At 69.3% G+C, this 17,480-nt stretch carries 13 protein-coding genes; 4 read left to right on the top strand and 9 right to left on the bottom strand.

Annotation, left to right across the window (positions count from 1 at the left end):
- Positions 1 to 3: 3 nt before the first annotated feature.
- The 7 genes from aroC to C0J29_RS12370 all read right to left on the bottom strand — a co-directional run bounded on the left by aroC (position 4) and on the right by C0J29_RS12370 (position 7,601).
- Entirely contained in the window at positions 4 to 1,212 is a 1,209-nt protein-coding gene (gene aroC, locus C0J29_RS12400) for a chorismate synthase (RefSeq protein ID WP_065042644.1), read from the bottom strand.
- 128 nt (positions 1,213 to 1,340) lie between these two features.
- Positions 1,341 to 1,748, bottom strand: a complete 408-nt coding sequence (locus C0J29_RS12395) for an A24 family peptidase (protein ID WP_065042645.1) — start codon at positions 1,746 to 1,748, stop codon at positions 1,341 to 1,343.
- A 10-nt stretch (positions 1,749 to 1,758) separates the two neighbouring features.
- On the bottom strand, positions 1,759 to 2,574 hold the full coding sequence (locus C0J29_RS12390; RefSeq protein WP_120792506.1) for a shikimate dehydrogenase: 816 nt from the start codon (positions 2,572 to 2,574) through the stop codon (positions 1,759 to 1,761).
- Positions 2,552 to 3,787, bottom strand: a complete 1,236-nt coding sequence (mltG, locus tag C0J29_RS12385; RefSeq protein ID WP_120792505.1) for an endolytic transglycosylase MltG — start codon at positions 3,785 to 3,787, stop codon at positions 2,552 to 2,554. Before mltG ends, C0J29_RS12390 begins: the two co-directional genes overlap by 23 nt.
- Entirely contained in the window at positions 3,780 to 4,289 is a 510-nt protein-coding gene (ruvX, locus tag C0J29_RS12380; RefSeq protein ID WP_065042694.1) for a Holliday junction resolvase RuvX, read from the bottom strand. Before ruvX ends, mltG begins: the two co-directional genes overlap by 8 nt.
- A gap of 111 nt (positions 4,290 to 4,400) precedes the next feature.
- Positions 4,401 to 7,106, bottom strand: a complete 2,706-nt coding sequence (gene alaS, locus C0J29_RS12375) for an alanine--tRNA ligase (RefSeq protein ID WP_120792504.1) — start codon at positions 7,104 to 7,106, stop codon at positions 4,401 to 4,403.
- A gap of 105 nt (positions 7,107 to 7,211) precedes the next feature.
- The gene (locus C0J29_RS12370; RefSeq protein ID WP_172834799.1) at positions 7,212 to 7,601 is read right to left on the bottom strand and encodes a secondary thiamine-phosphate synthase enzyme YjbQ; all 390 of its coding nucleotides are present in this window, start codon (positions 7,599 to 7,601) and stop codon (positions 7,212 to 7,214) included.
- Positions 7,602 to 7,719: 118 nt separating this feature from the next.
- Between C0J29_RS12370 and C0J29_RS12365 the strand changes: the two genes are divergently transcribed.
- Entirely contained in the window at positions 7,720 to 8,340 is a 621-nt protein-coding gene (locus tag C0J29_RS12365; RefSeq protein WP_065042695.1) for an antibiotic biosynthesis monooxygenase, read from the top strand.
- A 91-nt stretch (positions 8,341 to 8,431) separates the two neighbouring features.
- Here the strand turns inward: C0J29_RS12365 and C0J29_RS12360 are convergent, their stop codons facing one another.
- Positions 8,432 to 8,767 (bottom strand): YciI family protein, encoded by a 336-nt coding sequence (locus C0J29_RS12360; protein WP_120792503.1) that lies wholly within the window; start codon positions 8,765 to 8,767, stop codon positions 8,432 to 8,434.
- Positions 8,764 to 10,119: a replication-associated recombination protein A gene (locus C0J29_RS12355; protein ID WP_120794699.1), complete on the bottom strand. Its 1,356-nt coding sequence runs from the start codon at positions 10,117 to 10,119 to the stop codon at positions 8,764 to 8,766. Before C0J29_RS12355 ends, C0J29_RS12360 begins: the two co-directional genes overlap by 4 nt.
- Before the next feature lie 136 nt (positions 10,120 to 10,255).
- On the opposite strand from C0J29_RS12355, the gene C0J29_RS12350 reads away from it, so the two are divergent.
- From C0J29_RS12350 to C0J29_RS12340, 3 genes are all read left to right on the top strand, one after another.
- Entirely contained in the window at positions 10,256 to 11,350 is a 1,095-nt protein-coding gene (locus C0J29_RS12350; protein ID WP_065042651.1) for a DUF2189 domain-containing protein, read from the top strand.
- Between the two features lie 149 nt (positions 11,351 to 11,499).
- On the top strand, positions 11,500 to 14,817 hold the full coding sequence (locus C0J29_RS12345) for a transglutaminase family protein (protein ID WP_120792502.1): 3,318 nt from the start codon (positions 11,500 to 11,502) through the stop codon (positions 14,815 to 14,817).
- On the top strand, positions 14,817 to 17,477 hold the full coding sequence (locus tag C0J29_RS12340; RefSeq protein WP_120792501.1) for a circularly permuted type 2 ATP-grasp protein: 2,661 nt from the start codon (positions 14,817 to 14,819) through the stop codon (positions 17,475 to 17,477). Before C0J29_RS12345 ends, C0J29_RS12340 begins: the two co-directional genes overlap by 1 nt.
- Positions 17,478 to 17,480: the final 3 nt, after the last annotated feature.

Here is a 17,480-nt window from a genome sequence, read left to right as displayed (position 1 = left end):
CGGCTAGCTTCCGGCGGCCCGGGCGGCGGGCGCCTCCCGCTCGGCGACCGTGCGCTGGTAGGACTCGATGTTGCGGCGGGTTTCGGCCAGCGAATCGCCGCCGAACTTCTCCAGTGCCGCGCGGGCGAGCACCAGCGCCACCATGGTCTCGACGACCACTCCGGCGGCCGGCACCGCGCACACGTCTGAGCGCTGGTGGATGGCGACCGCTTCGTCGCCGGTGGCCATGTCGACGGTGGCCAGTGCCCGCGGCACGGTGGAGATCGGCTTCATCGCCGCGCGCACCCGCAGCGGCTGGCCGTTGGTCATGCCACCTTCGAGCCCACCGGCCCGGTTGGTCGAGCGGACCACCCCGTCGGGCCCCGGGTACATCTCGTCGTGGGCCCGGCTGCCACGACGGCGGGCGGTTTCGAAACCGTCACCGACCTCGACGCCCTTGATCGCTTGGATGCCCATCACCGCGGCGGCCAGCTGGCTGTCCAGCCGGTTGTCGCCGCTGGTGAATGAACCCAGGCCGACCGGCAGGCCCGATGCCACCACCTCGACCACGCCACCGAGGGTGTCGCCATCCTTCTTGGCCGCCTCGATCTCGGCGATCATCGACCTCTCAGCGTCTTCGTCATACGCGCGGACCGGGCTGGCGTCGATAGCGGCCAGGTCTTCCGGGCGCGGCGGCGGGCCGGCATACGGCTCTGACGCGCCGATGGAGATGACGTGCGAGAGCACCTCGACGCCCAGCGCCTGGCGCAGGAACGCCCGGGCGACGGTGCCGGCCGCGACACGGGCCGCGGTTTCGCGGGCACTGGCACGCTCCAGCACCGGGCGGGCGTCGTCGAAGCCGTACTTGAGCATGCCGGCGTAGTCGGCGTGCCCCGGCCGCGGACGGGTCAGCGGTTCATTGCGCGCGCTGTCTGCGAGCTGGGCCGGGTCGACGGGGTCGGGGGCCATCACGGTTTCCCACTTCGGCCACTCCGTGTTGCCAATCTCGATCGCGATGGGCCCGCCCAGCGTGACGCCGTGCCGTACGCCCGACAACATGGTCACCGCGTCGCGCTCGAACTTCATCCGGGCACCCCGGCCGTAGCCCAGGCGTCGGCGGGCCAGCTCGTCGGCGATTTCGGTAGACGTCACCTCGACGCCGGCGACCATGCCCTCGACCATGGCCACCAACGCGCGGCCATGGGATTCCCCAGCAGTGATCCAGCGCAACACCCGAACATCTTCCCACGTGCGCGGCGATGTCCTTTCACACCCTTGAGTCTGCGGCGAGGGCGAAGACGTTCGAGTGAGGGCTGCCACAGACGCAGAGTCAGCGCCGGGCCGCACGTCGCTACGTGTCGTTACCCGAGGGCCAGCGCCGCCGTCCACGCCGTCGCCAGGCACATCGACGGTCCGTGCGGCACGGTGGACATCCGCAATATCAGCCCGGCCACGGCGGTCAGCAGCGGCGCGGCCAGCGCCGCCAAAAACCACACCTCGAAACCGAGGCAACCGGTCAGGCCACCGAGCCCGACCGCGAGCTTGACGTCTCCGGCGCCCATGGCCGTCGGCGCCGCCAGATACACCACGAGATACACCGCCATCAGCGCCAACCCACCCGCCAGCGCCTGCGTTCCGCGACCCGCCAGCGCCGCCCCGATCAGGATCGCCGCCCCGCCGGGCAGTGTCAGCAGGTTGGGCAGCCGCCGCTGCCGAAGGTCGTAGTAACTCAGGGCGACCAGCCAAGCCGCGACGATCCCGATCCGCATGCGCGGCAGGCTAGATCAATTCCTCGAGTGCGCAAGTCATCGCCTCGCGAGGGGCCGGCATCCCGGTGAACTGCTCCACCTGCGCGAACGCCTGGTGCAGCAGCATCTGCAGGCCGCTGATCACGCGGCCGCCGGCGGTCTGCACCGCTGCGGCCAACGGGGTGGGCCACGGGTAGTAGATGGCGTCCAACAGCACCGGGACCGCAGCGAAGGCCTCGGCGTAGCGCGCGGCGACGTCGGCGGGCAGCGTGCTGACCAGCACCTGTGCGCCGGCCACCGCATCCGTCAGCGCGTCATCGTCCAGGCCGCAGTACGTCGTCGCCACCCCCAAGCGGGCGCCCAGATCGACCAGCCGGGCGGCCTTGTCCGGGTTGCGGGCCACCACCGTGATGCCGGTGACCCCGAGCGTGGCCAGCCCCACAACGGCCGCCGGGGCCGTGCCACCCGAACCGGCCACCAGCGCACGCCCGGACGCCTGCCCGAGCGCGCCCGCCACGCCGTCGATGTCGGTGTTGTCGGCTCGCCATCCGCGCGCCGTGCGCACCAGGGTGTTGGCGGACCCGACCTGCTCGGCGCGCGCGGTGCGTTCGTCAGCGAACCGCAGTGCGGCGAACTTGCCCGGCATGGTCACCGACACGCCGACCCACTCGGGGCCGAACCCGCCGACCACGCCGGGCAGTTGCTCGGCGGTGCACTCGATGCGGTCATAGGTCCAGTCGTCGAGGCCGAGCGCGCGGTAGGCGGCCAGGTGCAGCTGTGGGGACTTCGAATGCGCGATCGGCGAACCGAGCACCCCAGCCTTTCTAGCGTGCGGAGTCGAGGACACCGTTGCGCTTGGCCAGTTCGATGTTCGCCAGATGCTGCTGATAATCCCGGGTGAACAGCGTGGTCCCCTGGGCGTCGATGGTGACGAAGTACAGCCAGTCACCCGCCGCCGGATGCTCGGCCGCACGCAGCGCGTCCACCCCTGGTGAGCAGATCGCGGTGGCCGGCAGGCCTTCGGACATGTAGGTGTTCCACGGGGTCCGCTGCGCGCGGTCGGCGTCGCTGGTGGCGACCTCCCGACGGTCCAGCGGATAGTTGACCGTCGAGTCGAACTCCAGCTTCCGGTGTTCATGCAGCCGGTTGTAGATGACCTGCGCGACCTTGGTGAAGTCCTGCACGTTGGCTTCCTGCTGGACCAGCGAGGCCACCACCAGGATGTCGTAGGGCGACAGCCCGATCGCCTTGGCCGTGTCCTCCAACCCTGAGGTCAGGTATTCCACGGTTCCGGCGCTGATGAGGCTGGCCAGAATGGTTTCCGCCGAAGCCGCCGGGTCGATGTTGAAGGTGCCGGGCGCGATCAGGCCCTCCAGCCGGCGGTGGTCGGTGCCCAGCTCACCGACCGGCTCGACAGCCCATTTCGGCACCTGCAGCGCCGCCGGAGTGCTCTTGCTCGCCGAGGCCTTGAGATCGGCCAGCGACACGCAGCGCTGGTTCCCGTCCAGATCCACGCATGTCGCGCGCGAGATCAGGGTCAGGATCCCGGGAGTCGTTTTATTGGTCTTCATGTCGGTGGTGTCGTCGAGCTGACGCCCCTCCGGAATGACCAGCTTGCCCACCCGGCTGTTCGGGTCGGCCAGCCGCGACACCGCGTTGGCCGCCGGAATCTCGGTGCGCATTCGGTAGTACCCCGGCTGAATCGACGAAATCGCCGCGTTGCCGTGGGCGGCGTCGACGAACGCCCGCACGGTGCGCACCACACCCCGCTTGAGCAATGTCTCGCCCACCGCCGTGGTGGAATCGCCGGACTGGATCTGGATCACGACGTCCTGCTTGCCGGCGCCGGTGTAGTCGTCATCGTTGCCCGAGAAGACGTGCCAGAGTTTCGTGCCGACGACGACGGCGGCCACCACCACGACGACCAGCAGCCCGGCCGCGAACCCACCGGCGGCGCGGCGCCGACGACGGGTGCGCTGCTCCTTCTTGCGGTCGGCGCGGGTGCGGCGGTGCCTACTCGGTCCCACCGCCACAGGCCTGGCTTTTTCCCGCTCAGACATCGGCCGCCTCGTTGTCGGCAGGCCCCGTGATCAGCGCACGACGCTGATCCAGCCAGCCCTGCAGGATTGCCACGGCCGCAGCTTGGTCGATGACCGAACGCTGCTGCCTGGCCTTGATGCCCGCGTCCCGCAGCGACCGTTGCGCGGTGACCGTGGTCAACCGCTCGTCAGCGAGCCGGACCGGGGTCGGCGCCACCCGTTCGGCAAGAGCGTCGGCGACCTCGATGGCGTCCTGTGCCGACTGGCCGATGCGGTCGGCCAGGGTGCGGGGCAGTCCAACGATCACCTCGACGGCCTCGTATTCGGCGGTCAGCGTGGCCAGTCGGCGCAAGTGTCTGCCGGACCGGTCGCGTCGCACGGTCTCCACCGGGGTGGCCAGGATGCCGTCCGGATCGCTGGCGGCCACACCGATACGTACGGTGCCCACGTCGACACCGAGGCGCCGCCCCCTGCCGGGGTCTGATTCGCCCGGCCGGTCAGGCTGGCGCTGCGGCGATCGCAAGGGCGGCGAAGCCGGACGCGGCGGGTCGCCGCCCTGTGACTGCGGCGATCGCAAGGGCGGCGGAGCCGGGCGCGGCGGGTCGCCGCCCTGTGACTGCGGTGATCCGATCACTCAAGCGACCCGCGCTATCACGGCGATCTCCGAACGCAGCGCGTCCAGCGCCGCGTCGATGCCGGTCGGGTTCTTGCCCGAACCCTGAGCCAGGTCGGCCTTGCCGCCGCCACGGCCGTCGACGCTGCCGGCGAGCTGTTTGACCAGTTCATTGGCATTGAGGCCGAGGTCCTGAGCGGCCGGGTTGGCGGCCACCGCGTACGGGACGGTCGATCCGTCCCCCTCGGCGATCAAGGCGACCACCGCGGGATCGCTGCCCAGCTTGCCGCGAATGTCGCCTGCCAGGGAGCGCAGGTCTGCGGCCGTCATGCCGGCCGACATCCGCTGTGCGACCACCCGGACATTGCCGATGCGCTCGGCCCCGGCGGCGGCGTTCGTGGCCGCGGCGCGGGCGCCGGCCAGCCGCGCACGTTCGAGTTCCTTCTCCGCCGCCTTGAGCCGTTCCACCAGGCTCGCGACCCGGGCCGGCACCTCCTCGGACGGCACCCTCAGCGACGACGCCAGGCCCGCCATCAGCGCGCGTTCCTTGGCGAGGTGCCGGAACGACTCCAGCCCGACGTAGGCCTCCACCCGGCGCACCCCGGAACCGATCGAGGATTCGCCGAGGATGGTCACCGGCCCGATCTGCGCCGTGTTGTGCACGTGGGTGCCACCACACAGCTCCAGCGAGAACGGGCCACCCATCTCGACGACCCGCACCTGGTCGGGGTAGGCCTCGCCGAACAGCGCCATTGCGCCCATGGCCTTGGCCTTCTCGAGTTTCTCGAGGAAGGTGTGCACCTCGAAGTCGGCCTGAACGGCCTCGTTGGTCACCTCTTCGATCTGGTTGCGCTGGTCCTCCGACAGCGGTCCCTGCCAGTTGAAGTCGAACCGCAGGTAGCCCGGACGGTTCAAAGATCCGGCCTGAACGGCGTTGGGGCCCAACACTTGTCGCAGCGCGGCGTGCACCATGTGGGTGCCGGAGTGGCCCTGGGTCGCGCCCTTGCGCCAGCCCGGGTCCACCGCGGCGACCACAGTGTCGCCCTCTACGAACTCGCCGGACTCGACGTTGACCCGGTGAGCATGCAGCGTTTTCGCGATCTTCTGCACGTCGGTGACCGCGGCGCGGGCGCTGGCTCCCGACCCGGTGCCGCTAATGCTGCCCGCGTCGGCGATCTGGCCGCCCGACTCGGCGTACAGCGGCGTGCGATCCAGGATCAACTCCACCCGATCGGCATTGATCGCATCGGCGTGCGCCACCACCGGGACCCGCTTGCCGTCCACGAAGATGCCGAGAATTCTTGCCTCGGAGGTCAATTCGTCGAAACCGGTGAACTCGGTGGGTCCGGCGTCGACCAGTTCCCGGTAGGCGGTCAGGTCGGCGTGCGCGTGCTTGCGCGCGGCGGCGTCGGCCTTGGCGCGCCGGCGCTGCTCGGCCATCAGTTCCCGGAAGCCCGCCTCGTCGACCGTCAGGCCGGATTCGGCGGCCATCTCCAGGGTGAGCTCGATCGGGAAGCCGTAGGTGTCGTGCAGGGTGAAGGCATCCGAGCCGGAGACGACCGTGGCACCCGAGGACTTCGTGGTACCGGCCACGTCGTCGAACAGCTTCGAGCCCGAAGCCAGGGTGCGGTTGAACGCGGTCTCCTCGGCGACCGCGATGCGGTTGATCCGCTCGAAGTCATTGGCCAGCTCGGGGTACGACGGGCCCATCGCGTCGCGCACGGTGGCCATCAGGTCACCCACGATCGGGGTGTCGATCCCGAGCAGCTTGGCCGACCGGATGACCCGCCGCAGTAGCCGGCGCAACACGTACCCGCGGCCGTCGTTACCGGGGCTGACACCGTCGCCGATCAGAATGGCCGCGGTGCGGCTGTGGTCGGCGATGATCCGGTAGCGCACGTCATCGGCGTGGTTTCCGACGTCATATCCGCGGGGCGCGCGCCCGGCGACGAGGTCGATCACCGGACGCAGCAGGTCGGTCTCGTAGACGTTGTGCACGTTCTGCAGCACCAGCGCGATGCGCTCGACGCCCATGCCGGTGTCGATGTTCTTGCGGGGCAACGGTCCGAGAATCTCGTAGTCCTCTTTGGAGGTGCCCTCGCCGCGCTCGTTCTGCATGAACACGAGGTTCCAGACCTCGAGGTAGCGGTCCTCGTTGGCGATGGGGCCGCCGTCGACGCCGAATTCGGGACCGCGGTCGTAGTAGATCTCCGAGGACGGACCGCACGGGCCGGGGATGCCCATCGACCAGTAGTTGTCGGCCATGCCGCGGCGCTGAATGCGCTCGGCCGGCAGACCCGCAATGTCGCGCCACAGCTCCGCGGCCTCGTCGTCATCGAGATAGACTGTGGCCCAGAGCTTTTCGGGGTCGAGGCCGTAGCCGCCGTCGGCGACCGGATTGGTCAGCAAGGCCCAGGCCAGCTCGATGGCGCCCCGCTTGAAGTAGTCGCCGAAGGAGAAGTTGCCGGCCATCTGGAAGAAGGTGTTGTGCCGGGTGGTGATGCCCACCTCGTCGATGTCAGGAGTGCGGATGCACTTCTGGATGCTGGTGGCCGTTGCATACGGCGGTGTGCGCTGGCCGAGGAAGAACGGCACGAACTGGACCATGCCGGCATTGACGAACAGCAGGTTGGGGTCGTCGAGAATCACCGAGGCGCTCGGAACCTCGGTGTGACCTGCCTTCACGAAATGACCAAGGAACCGCTTCCTGATCTCGTGTGTCTGCACTGTGCTTCTTCCTTAATTTCCTGGGCTCGGTGGCGAGAGTCGGGTATCAGCCTATTCGCCGGAACTGGCCGCCGAACACGCAATTAGGCCCGCTAAGCCTTCCATCTAGCCTTTGACGAAGCTCAACCGGACCGACCGCCGCGGATTATCGCGGTTCAGGTCGACCAGCACGACGCTCTGCCAGGTGCCCAACAGCGGCTCGCCGCCGCTGACCGGCACCGTTACCGAGGGCGAAATGATCGCCGGCAGCACGTGGTCGGCGCCGTGGCCCGGCGAGCCGTGCGAGTGCCGGTAGCGGTCGTCGCGGGGCAGCAACCGCTCCAGCGTGTCCACCAGGTCGTCGTCGGACCCGGCGCCGGTCTCGATGATGGCCACCCCGGCGGTCGCGTGTGGGACGAAGACATTGCAAAGGCCGTCCGCGTGGTTGCCGCAGAACTCGCGCACCGCGTCGGTGAGGTCAACGATCCGGCGACGCGCGGTGTCCACATCCAGCACATCCGTATCCATCCGGACCAGCCTACGGGGCTTGATCAGCCGCCGGTGCCGGAGGAAGGTGGTGGTGGACCGGTGGCGCCGCCGGTGGCGCTGCCCCGACCGAGAGGAGGGGTCGATCGTGTTTGCACGTTCCACAACCATCCAGGCGCAGCCATCGTCGATCAACATGGGCATCGAATACGTTCGCGACGTGGTCATGCCGGCCCTCGATGAGATGGAGGGCTGCCTGGGCCTCTCGCTGTTGGTCGATCGCGAGTCCGGCCGATGCATCGCCACCAGCTCCTGGGAAACCGAATCGGCGATGCAGCGCAGTGCCGAGCGGGTGTGGCCGGTGCGCTACCGCGCCGTCGAGATCTTCGGAGGCAGCGCCGTCGTCGATCAGTGGCGCATCGCGGTGCTGCATCGCGATCACCGCTCCGGCCCCGGCGCCTGTGTGCGGGCCACCTGGCTGCGGACCCGGCCCGAGCAGTTCGAGCGCGGCATCGACTACTACCGGTGGGCGGTACTGCCGGCCATCGAGGATTTCGAAGGCTTCTGCAGCGCCAGCCTGATGGTCGACCCGACGTCGGCGCGGGCCGTGGTGTCGGTGACCTACGACAGTCACGAAGCGATGGACCGCTGCAGCGAGTCGGCCCGCTCGATGCGGACGGCGATGATGCGTGATCTCGGCGTCGATCAGGACGACGTCGGCGAGTTCGAGCTGGCGCTGGCTCACCTGCGGGTGCCCGAGCTGGTCTGATAGGCGGGTTCCCGACCCTGCACCATCGCCGGGAAAGTCCGAGTACAGCTCGCCTCATCGGCAGGCTCGAGGGACAGGCGACCGATGCAGCTCAGGGCAACGCGTCGCCCGGAAACCCCAGACAGGGGTGCACCTGGTAGCTGAACACGCCAGCGGCCACCCCCGGATCCTCGTCCATGAGAGCGGTCGCTTCGCCAACCGTCGCCGCGAACACGCCCACTCCGCACACGTCGGAGTCGTCGGTGACGGGCAACACCACCGCCAGCACGCCGCCGTCCCGCAGCCCGAAGTTGCGGCGGCCGTGTTCCCAGATGATCGCGGGCGTGGTGTCGTTCAGGTAATTCGGTCCCCGCTTGAGGATGACGACGCTGTAGCCCTTGGCGGTGGGCAGCAATTGATTCATCTCGTCGTCGGTGAAAGTTCTCATGACCGCCCCCGCCTCCCGCGGATGATCGCGCGCAACCGTTCCAGGCGGCCGCCTATCTCTCGTTCGGCGCCTCGCCCGGTCGGCTGGTAGTAGTCCACACCCACCAGTTCGTCCGGTGAATACTGTTGTGCCACAACGCCATCGGGGTCGTCATGGGAGTACTTGTAGCCTTGCGCGTTGCCCAGCTTCGCCGCACCGGAATAGTGCCCGTCGCGCAGATGAGGCGGCACCAGGCCGGCCTTACCCGCTTTGATGTCGCCCATCGCGGCGCCCAGCGCAGTCGTGACCGCGTTGGATTTCGGTGCGGTGGCCAGGTGGATCGTGGCGTGGGCCAGGGTCAGCTGCGCTTCGGGCATCCCGATCAGCGCGACTGTCTGCGCGGCGGCGACCGCGACCAGCAGCGCCGTCGAATCCGCCATGCCGATGTCCTCGCTGGCCAGGATCATCAGTCGCCGGGCGATGAACCGGGGATCCTCCCCCGCCACCAGCATCCGGGCCAGGTAGTGCAGCGCCGCGTCGACGTCCGAGCCGCGCACCGACTTGATGAAGGCGCTGACGACGTCGTAGTGCTGATCGCCGTCCCGGTCGTAACGCACCGCGGCCCGATCCAGCGACTGCTCGATGGTTTCGACGCCAACGTGATCGGAAGCTTCGGAAGCCACTTCGAGTGCGGTCAAGGCGCGTCGCGCATCGCCGGCAGCCAGTTGCACCAGCAGTTCGACGGCCTCCGGCGTCACTGTCACCTTGCCGCCCAATCCACGCGGGTCGTCGATCGCCCGCTGCACCACTGCGCGGATGTCGTCGGGGGTCAACGCCCGCAGCTGCAGAATCAGCGATCGCGACAGCAACGGCGCGACGACGGAGAACGACGGATTCTCCGTGGTGGCCGCCACCAGCAACACCACCCGATTCTCCACCGCGGCCAGCAGCGCATCCTGCTGGGTCTTGGAGAACCGGTGCACCTCGTCGATGAACAACACCGTCTGCTCACCGGAGAGGACGCCGAAACGGGCCTTTTCAATCACGGCCCGAACATCTTTGACACCGGCCGACAACGCCGACAGCGCCTCGAAGCGCCGCCCGGTGGCTTGTGAGACGAGTGCCGCCAGGGTCGTCTTCCCGCTTCCCGGCGGCCCGTAGAGGATCGCCGAGGCGACACCCGATCCCTCAACCAGGCGGCGCAACGGCGACCCGGCCGCCAGCAGATGGTCCTGCCCCACCACTTCGTCGAGCGAGGCCGGCCGCATCCGTACCGCCAGCGGGGCGCCGGCACCCGAAACGCTCAACGCGGGGTCGGTCGATTGCGGCGCACCGGGCAGGTCGAACAGACCGTCGGACACGACTTCAGGCATACCACGCACCGCGGACACGCCACTGACAGGCAAGCCGGCCGCCAACCAATGCGAGCATCCGGGACGCACATTTGCTAAGTTCCCGTTTGCTACGCCCCGATCTTCCAGAGCGAACTACGAGGCACCTAGGAAAGCCATGAGCCAGCCGCCAGAATATCCAGGCAACCCGGCCGACCCTCAGGGCGGCAACCCGCAGGGCTACCCGCCCCAACCGCGTCACAGCGCTCCTCCGCCGCCACCTCCCGGGTACGGGGCGCCGCCTCCACCGCCACCGGGCTACGGCGCACCTCCGCCCCAGCCGGACTACGGACAACAGAGTTCCGGCGGCTACCAGGCTCCCGGCTACGGCACGCCGCCTCCTCCCCCGCCACCGCCGGGTTACGGCGCCCCGCCACAGGGTTACCCGCCCCAGGCCGGATTGGGCGGCGGCCCGGGTGGTCAGCCGTTCAGTGTCGGCGACGCCTTCAACTGGTCGTGGGGCAAGTTCAAGAACAACGCCGTCGCGCTGGCCGCGCCGGTCGGCATCTATTTCCTGATCATCGCCGCCGTCATCGGGATCCCGCTCGGGATCGCGTTCGCGACCGCCGAGACCACGACCACCACCACGGACTACGGGTACGGCGTCAGCTACGAGTCGAGCACCACCGACTTCGGACTGATCAGCTGGATCGTGATGACGGTCGGCATCATCCTCGCTCTCGTCGTCGCGGCGTTCCTGCAGGCGGGTCTGACCACGGCCAGCCTGGACCTCGCCGACGGCCGTCCGGTCAGCATGGGGACCTTCTTCAAGCCCCGCAATGTGGTCGGCGTGCTGCTCACGACCCTGCTGATCGTGCTCGCCTCCTCGCTGTTGTCCTGCACCATCATCGGGCCGCTGGTGATCGCCTTCTTCACCCAGTTCGCGGTGCCCTATGTCGTCGACAAGTCGCTTTCGCCGATCGACGCCATCAAGGCGAGCTTCGCGACCGTGCGCGCCAACATGGGACCCAGCGCGTTGTCCTGGCTGGTGCAGTACGCGGCGGTGGCCGTCGGCCAGATCGCCTGCTACGTCGGCCTGGTGGTGGGAGCTCCCGTCGCGGCGCTGGTCCAGATCTACACCTACCGCAAGCTGACCGGCGGCCACGTCGCCGAGCTGGAGCAGGCCGGTGCCCCCGGTCAGCCCGGCGCCCCCGGCCAGTACCCGCCGGGCCCCCCGCCCGGGCAGTACCCGCCGCCGCAGCAGTATTCATAGCTGCCGGCACCCGCCGCTACCAGCGGTAAAGCGACCGAAACAGACCGTTCACACGGAGCGGCCTGACAAGCGAATAACAGCCGCCCGCAACGCAAGCCACCATAGGCGCGCGCTGCGGGCGGCTGTCTCTTGTGATGGGATCAGCGGTTATGAGCATCAAAGTTGCACTGGAGCACCGCACCAGTTACACCTTTGACAAGCTGGTCCAGGTCTGTCCCCACGTGGTGCGGCTGCGCCCGGCTCCGCATTCACGCACGCCGATCGAGGCCTATTCGCTGCGGATCGAGCCGGCCGAACACTTCATCAACTGGCAGCAGGACGCGTTGGGCAATTTCCTGGCGCGGCTGGTGTTCCCCAAGCCCACGCGCGAAATGACCATCACCGTCGGCCTGATCGCCGACCTCAAGGTGATCAACCCGTTCGACTTCTTCATCGAAGACTGGGCCGAGACCTGGCAGCCGGACAAGTCGATGTACCCGAAGTCGCTGGCCGACGACCTGGAGCCGTACCTGCGTCCCGTCGACGAGGACGGCGAAGGATCCGGGCCCGGGGACCTGGCGCAGGCCTGGGTGCGCAACTTCTCGGTGCCCGAGGGCACCCGCACCATCGACTTCCTCGTCGCACTGAACAGGGCCGTCAACGTCGACGTCACCTACAGCCTGCGGATGGAACCCGGCGTACAGACCCCGGACTTCACCCTGCGCAGCGGCGTCGGCTCCTGCCGCGATTCGGCGTGGTTGCTGGTGTCGATCCTGCGCCAGCTGGGGCTCGCCGCCCGGTTCGTCTCGGGATACCTGGTCCAGCTGGCCTCCGACGTCGAAGCGCTGGACGGGCCGTCGGGGCCGGCCGCCGATTTCACCGACCTGCACGCCTGGACCGAGGTGTACATCCCGGGCGCGGGCTGGATCGGACTGGACCCGACGTCGGGGCTGTTCGCCGGCGAAGGACACATCCCGCTGGCGGCCACCCCGCACCCGGCGTCCGCGGCGCCCATCACCGGAAGCACCGAACCGTGCAGCTCGGTGATGGAGTTCTCCAACACCGTCACCCGCGTCCACGAGGACCCGCGGGTCACGCTGCCCTACACCGACGACGCGTGGCAGACGATCTGCGCGGTCGGCCACCACGTCGACGAGCGGCTGGCCGCCGGCGACGTCCGGCTGACCATCGGCGGTGAACCGACGTTCGTGTCGGTGGACAACCAGGTCGACCCGGAGTGGCGCACCGCCGCCGACGGACCGCACAAACGGAAGCTGGCCTCCGACCTGGCTGCCCGGTTGAAGGCGCAGTGGGCGCCGCAGGGCCTGGTGCAGCGCAATCAGGGCAAGTGGTACCCCGGCGAGCCGTTGCCGCGCTGGCAGATCGGGCTGTACTGGCGCACCGACGGCCGCCCGTTGTGGACCGACGAGGCACTGCTGGCCGATCCCTGGGGCGCCTCCGACCGCGAGCCGGTCGAGATCGACACCGCCCACGACGTGCTGGCCGGGATAGCAGCGGGCTTCGGACTCCCCCTGTCCCAGGTTCGCCCGGCCTTCGAGGACCCACTGGCCCGGCTGGCCGCCGCGGTCCGGTTACCGGCGGGCGATGCGGTAATCCCCGACGACGACCTGGCCGACGACGCCGACACGCGCCGGTCGGAGTTGCTGGCGCGGCTGGATGAGGCCGTCACCGCTCCGTCGGCCTTCGTGCTTCCCCTGCACCGCCGCGACGACGGCAGCGGCTGGGCCAGCGCCGACTGGCGGTTACGCCGGGGCCGACTGGTGCTGACCGAGGGCGATTCGCCCGCCGGTCTGCGCCTGCCGCTGAACTCGATCAGCTGGAACCCGCCGCCGGCGTCGTTCGACGTCGATCCGGTGGCGATCAGCGACCCGCTGCCCCCGGCCGCGCCCGATCAGGCGGTGCTCGTCGAGCCGCACAACGCCCCGACGACCGCCCTGGTCGCCGAGGTGCGCGACGGCGTGCTCTACGTGTTCATGCCGCCCACCGAGGCGCTGGAAGACTTCGTCGATCTGATCGCGCGCATCGAGTCCGCCGCGGCGAAAGTCGACACCCCGGTGGTCATCGAGGGGTACGGCCCGCCGCCGGACCCGCGCCTGACGTCGACGACGATCACGCCCGACCCGGGGGTCGTCGAGGTCAACGTCGCACCGACCGCCAGCTTCGACGAGCAGCGCCGGCAACTGGAAACCCTGTACGCGCAGGCCCGGCTCGCGCGGCTGTCCACCGAGTCGTTCGACATCGACGGCACCCACGGCGGCACCGGCGGCGGCAACCACATCACCCTGGGCGGGGTTACGCCCGCCGATTCTCCGCTACTGCGCCGACCGGACCTGCTGGTATCGCTGCTGACCTACTGGCAGCGGCACCCGTCGCTGTCCTACCTGTTCGCCGGCCGGTTCATCGGAACCACCTCACAGGCGCCCCGGGTCGACGAGGGCCGCGCCGAGGCGCTCTATGAACTGGAGATCGCCTTCGCGGAGATCGCGCGCCTGAGCGCCGGTGGGGCGGCCAAGCCGTGGGTGACCGACCGTGCGTTGCGCCATCTGCTCACCGACGTCACCGGCAACACCCACCGCGCCGAGTTCTGCATCGACAAGCTCTACAGCCCCGAAGGCGCGCGCGGCCGGCTCGGACTGCTGGAACTGCGCGGTTTTGAGATGCCGCCGCACCTGCGGATGGCGATGGTGCAGTCGCTGCTGGTGCGCTCGCTGGTGGCGTGGTTCTGGGAGCAGCCGCTGCGCGCCCCGCTGATCCGGCACGGCGCCAATCTGCACGGGCGATACCTGTTGCCGCACTTCCTCATTCACGACATCGCCGACGTGGCGGCGGACCTGCGCGCCCAAGGTATCGCGTTCGAGACCAGCTGGCTGGACCCGTTCACCGAGTTCCGGTTCCCCCGGATCGGCACCGCCGTATTCGACGGCGTGGAGATCGAGTTGCGCGGCGCCATCGAGCCGTGGAACACCCTGGGCGAGGAGTCGACCGCCACCGGCACCGCCCGCTACGTCGACTCCTCGGTCGAACGCGTCCAGGTCCGTGTCATCGGCGCCGACCGGCACCGCTACGCGGTGATCTGCAACGGCTACCCCGTCCCGCTGCTGGCCACCGACAATCCCGACATCCACGTCGGCGGGGTGCGGTTCAAGGCCTGGCAGCCGCCCAGCGCGCTGCACCCGACGATCTCCACCGATGTCCCGCTGCAGTTCGAGCTCATCGACCTGACCGCCGGGACCTCCCGCGGTGGCTGCACGTACCACGTCGCCCATCCGGGCGGGCGCGCCTACGACGAGCCGCCCGTGAACGCCGTGGAAGCCGAGTCGCGCCGCGCCCGCCGCTTCGAAGCGGCCGGCTTCACCCCCGGCAAGTTCGACCTCGCCGGGCTGCGAGAGAAGCAGGCCCGATTCCTCACCGACATCGGCGCGCCGGGCATCCTCGACCTGCGGCGCGTGCGTACCGTGCAGCAGTAATGGCGCTCCCAGATTTCTCGGTCGGTGACCGCTACGACGTCGACCGCCTGCTGGCCGGTTACCGGACCGCGCGCGCCCAGGAAGCCCTGTTCGACCTGCGTGACGGACCCGGCGGCGGCTACGACGAATTCGTCGACGCCGACGGTGACGTGCGCGCCACCTGGTCCGAGTTGGCCGACACCATCTCCCAGGGCGGCCGGGCCGGGCTGGCCCGGATGCGTTCGGTGGTGCACAGCCTCATCGATCACGACGGCATCACCTACACCGGTGTGGACCCGACGCGCGAGGCCCCGCCCGCGCCCGGCCACGGTCCCGAGCCGGGGCCCTGGAGCCTGGACACGCTTCCACTGGTGGTGTCCGCCGCCGACTGGGAGGTGCTGGAAGCCGGGCTGGTACAGCGCTCCCGCCTGCTCGATGCCGTGCTCGCCGACCTGTACGGGCCGCGCAGCCTGCTCACCGAGGGGCTGCTGCCGGCCCCGTTGGTGTTTGCCCATCCCGGCTATGTGCGCCCTGCCAACGGAATCAAGGTGCCCGGCCACCACCAGCTGTTCATGCACGGCTGCGATCTGAGCCGGCTGCCTTGGGGCGGGTTTCAGGTCAATGCCGACTGGACGCAGGCGCCGTCGGGTGCCGGTTATGCGCTGGCCGACCGCCGGGTGCTGGCGCACGCGATTCCCGACCTGTATGAGCGCATCGCTCCGCGGCCGACCACGCCGTTCGCCCAGGCGCTGCGGCTCGCCCTGATCGACGCCGCGCCCGATGTGGTGCAGGACCCGGTGGTGGTGGTACTCAGCCCCGGTATCTACTCCGAGACGGCGTTCGACCAGGCGTATCTGGCCACGCTGCTGGGCTTTCCGTTGGTGGAGAGCGCCGACCTGGTGGTGCGCGAGGGCAAGTTGTGGATGCGTTCGCTGGGCACCCTCAAACGCGTCGACGTGGTGTTGCGGCGCGTGGACGCGCTCTACGCAGACCCGCTGGACCTGCGCGCCGACTCGCGGCTCGGCGTCGTCGGCCTGGTGGAAGCGCTGCACCGCGGAACGGTCACGGTGGTCAACACGCTGGGCAGCGGCATCCTGGAAAGCCCTGGGCTGCTTCGCTTTCTGCCCGAGATGGCCGAGCGCCTACTCGGCGAAGAGCCGCTGCTGCCCACCGCGCCGGTCTACTGGGGCGGCATCCCCAACGAACTCTCCCACCTGCTGGCCAACCTGTCGTCGCTGTTGATCAAACCTACCGACGGCGGGGAAACCCTTGTCGGGCCCACGCTTTCGTCGGCGCAGTTGGCCGAATTGGCGGCGCAGATCGAGGCGGTGCCGTGGCGGTGGGCGGGCCAGGAGCTGCCCACGTTCTCGTCGGCGCCCACCGACCATGCCGGCGTATTGTCCTCGGCGGGAGTGGGAATGCGACTGTTCACCGTCGCCCAGCGCAGTGGCTACGCGCCGATGATCGGCGGCCTGGGCTACGTGGTCGCGCCTGATCCTGACGCCTATACGCTGAAAACCGTTGCCGCTAAGGATATCTGGGTCCGGCCAACGGAGCGGGCGATCGCCGAGAAGGTGATCTCGCTGCCGTCGGCGCCGCCGACCGCCGCGTCCGGGGCGGGCAGATGGACCGTCAGCTCGCCGCGCGTACTTTCCGACCTGTTCTGGATGGGACGGTACGGCGAGCGTGCGGAGAACATGGCCCGGCTGCTGATCGTGGCGCGCGAGCGCTACCACGTCTACCGCCACCACCAGGACACCGAAGAAAGCGAATGCGTGCCAGTCCTGATGGCCACGCTGGGGCAGGTCACGGGGACCGACACCGGGGCGAGCGGCGACGGCGACTCGGACAAGGCCGAGATGATCGCCGTGGCCCCCTCGATGCTGTGGTCGATGACCGTGGACCTGGACCGGCCCGGTTCGCTGATCCAGTCCGTGGAAGGGCTGGCGCTGTGCGCGCGGGCGGTACGCGACCAGTTGTCCAACGACACCTGGATGGTGCTGGCGAACGTGGAGCGCGCAGTGGCATTGCGGTCCGACCCACCGCAGTCACTGGCCGAGGCCGATGCGTTGCTGGCTTCGGCGCAGTCGCAGGCGCTGGCCGGCATGCTGACGCTGTCCGGGGTGGCGGGCGAGTCGATGGTGCACGACGTCGGCTGGACGATGATGGACATCGGCAAACGCATCGAGCGGGGCCTGTGGCTGACCGCGTTGCTGGCCGACACCTTGACCGCGGTGCGCAGCACCGTCGCCGAACAGTCTGTCGTCGAGGCGATGCTCGAGGCCTGCGAGTCGTCGGTCATCTATCGGCGGCGCACGCTGGGCAAGATCAGCGTTGCCGCGGTGACCGACCTGATGCTGTTCGACGGACAGAACCCGCGGTCACTGCAATTCCAGTTGGAGCGGCTGCGCATCAACCTCAAGAACCTGCCCAGTTCGACGGGTTCGTCGCGGCCGGAACGGATCGTCGACGAGGTCAGCGCCCGGCTGCGCCGTTCGGATCCCGCTGAGCTGGAAGAGATCACCGACGGCAGCCGCGAGGAACTGGCGGAGCTGCTGGGCGCCGTGCACGCCGGGCTGCGGGACCTGTCCGACGTGATCACCGCGACGCAGCTGGCCCTGCCCGGCGGTATGCAGCCGTTGTGGGGCGGGCCGGACGAGCGCCGCACCATGCCGGCCTAGGTC

The sequence above is a fragment of the Mycobacterium paragordonae genome, assembly GCF_003614435.1.
GTDB classification, from domain to species: domain Bacteria; phylum Actinomycetota; class Actinomycetes; order Mycobacteriales; family Mycobacteriaceae; genus Mycobacterium; species Mycobacterium paragordonae.
This window is presented reverse-complemented; position numbering and strand designations above follow the sequence as displayed.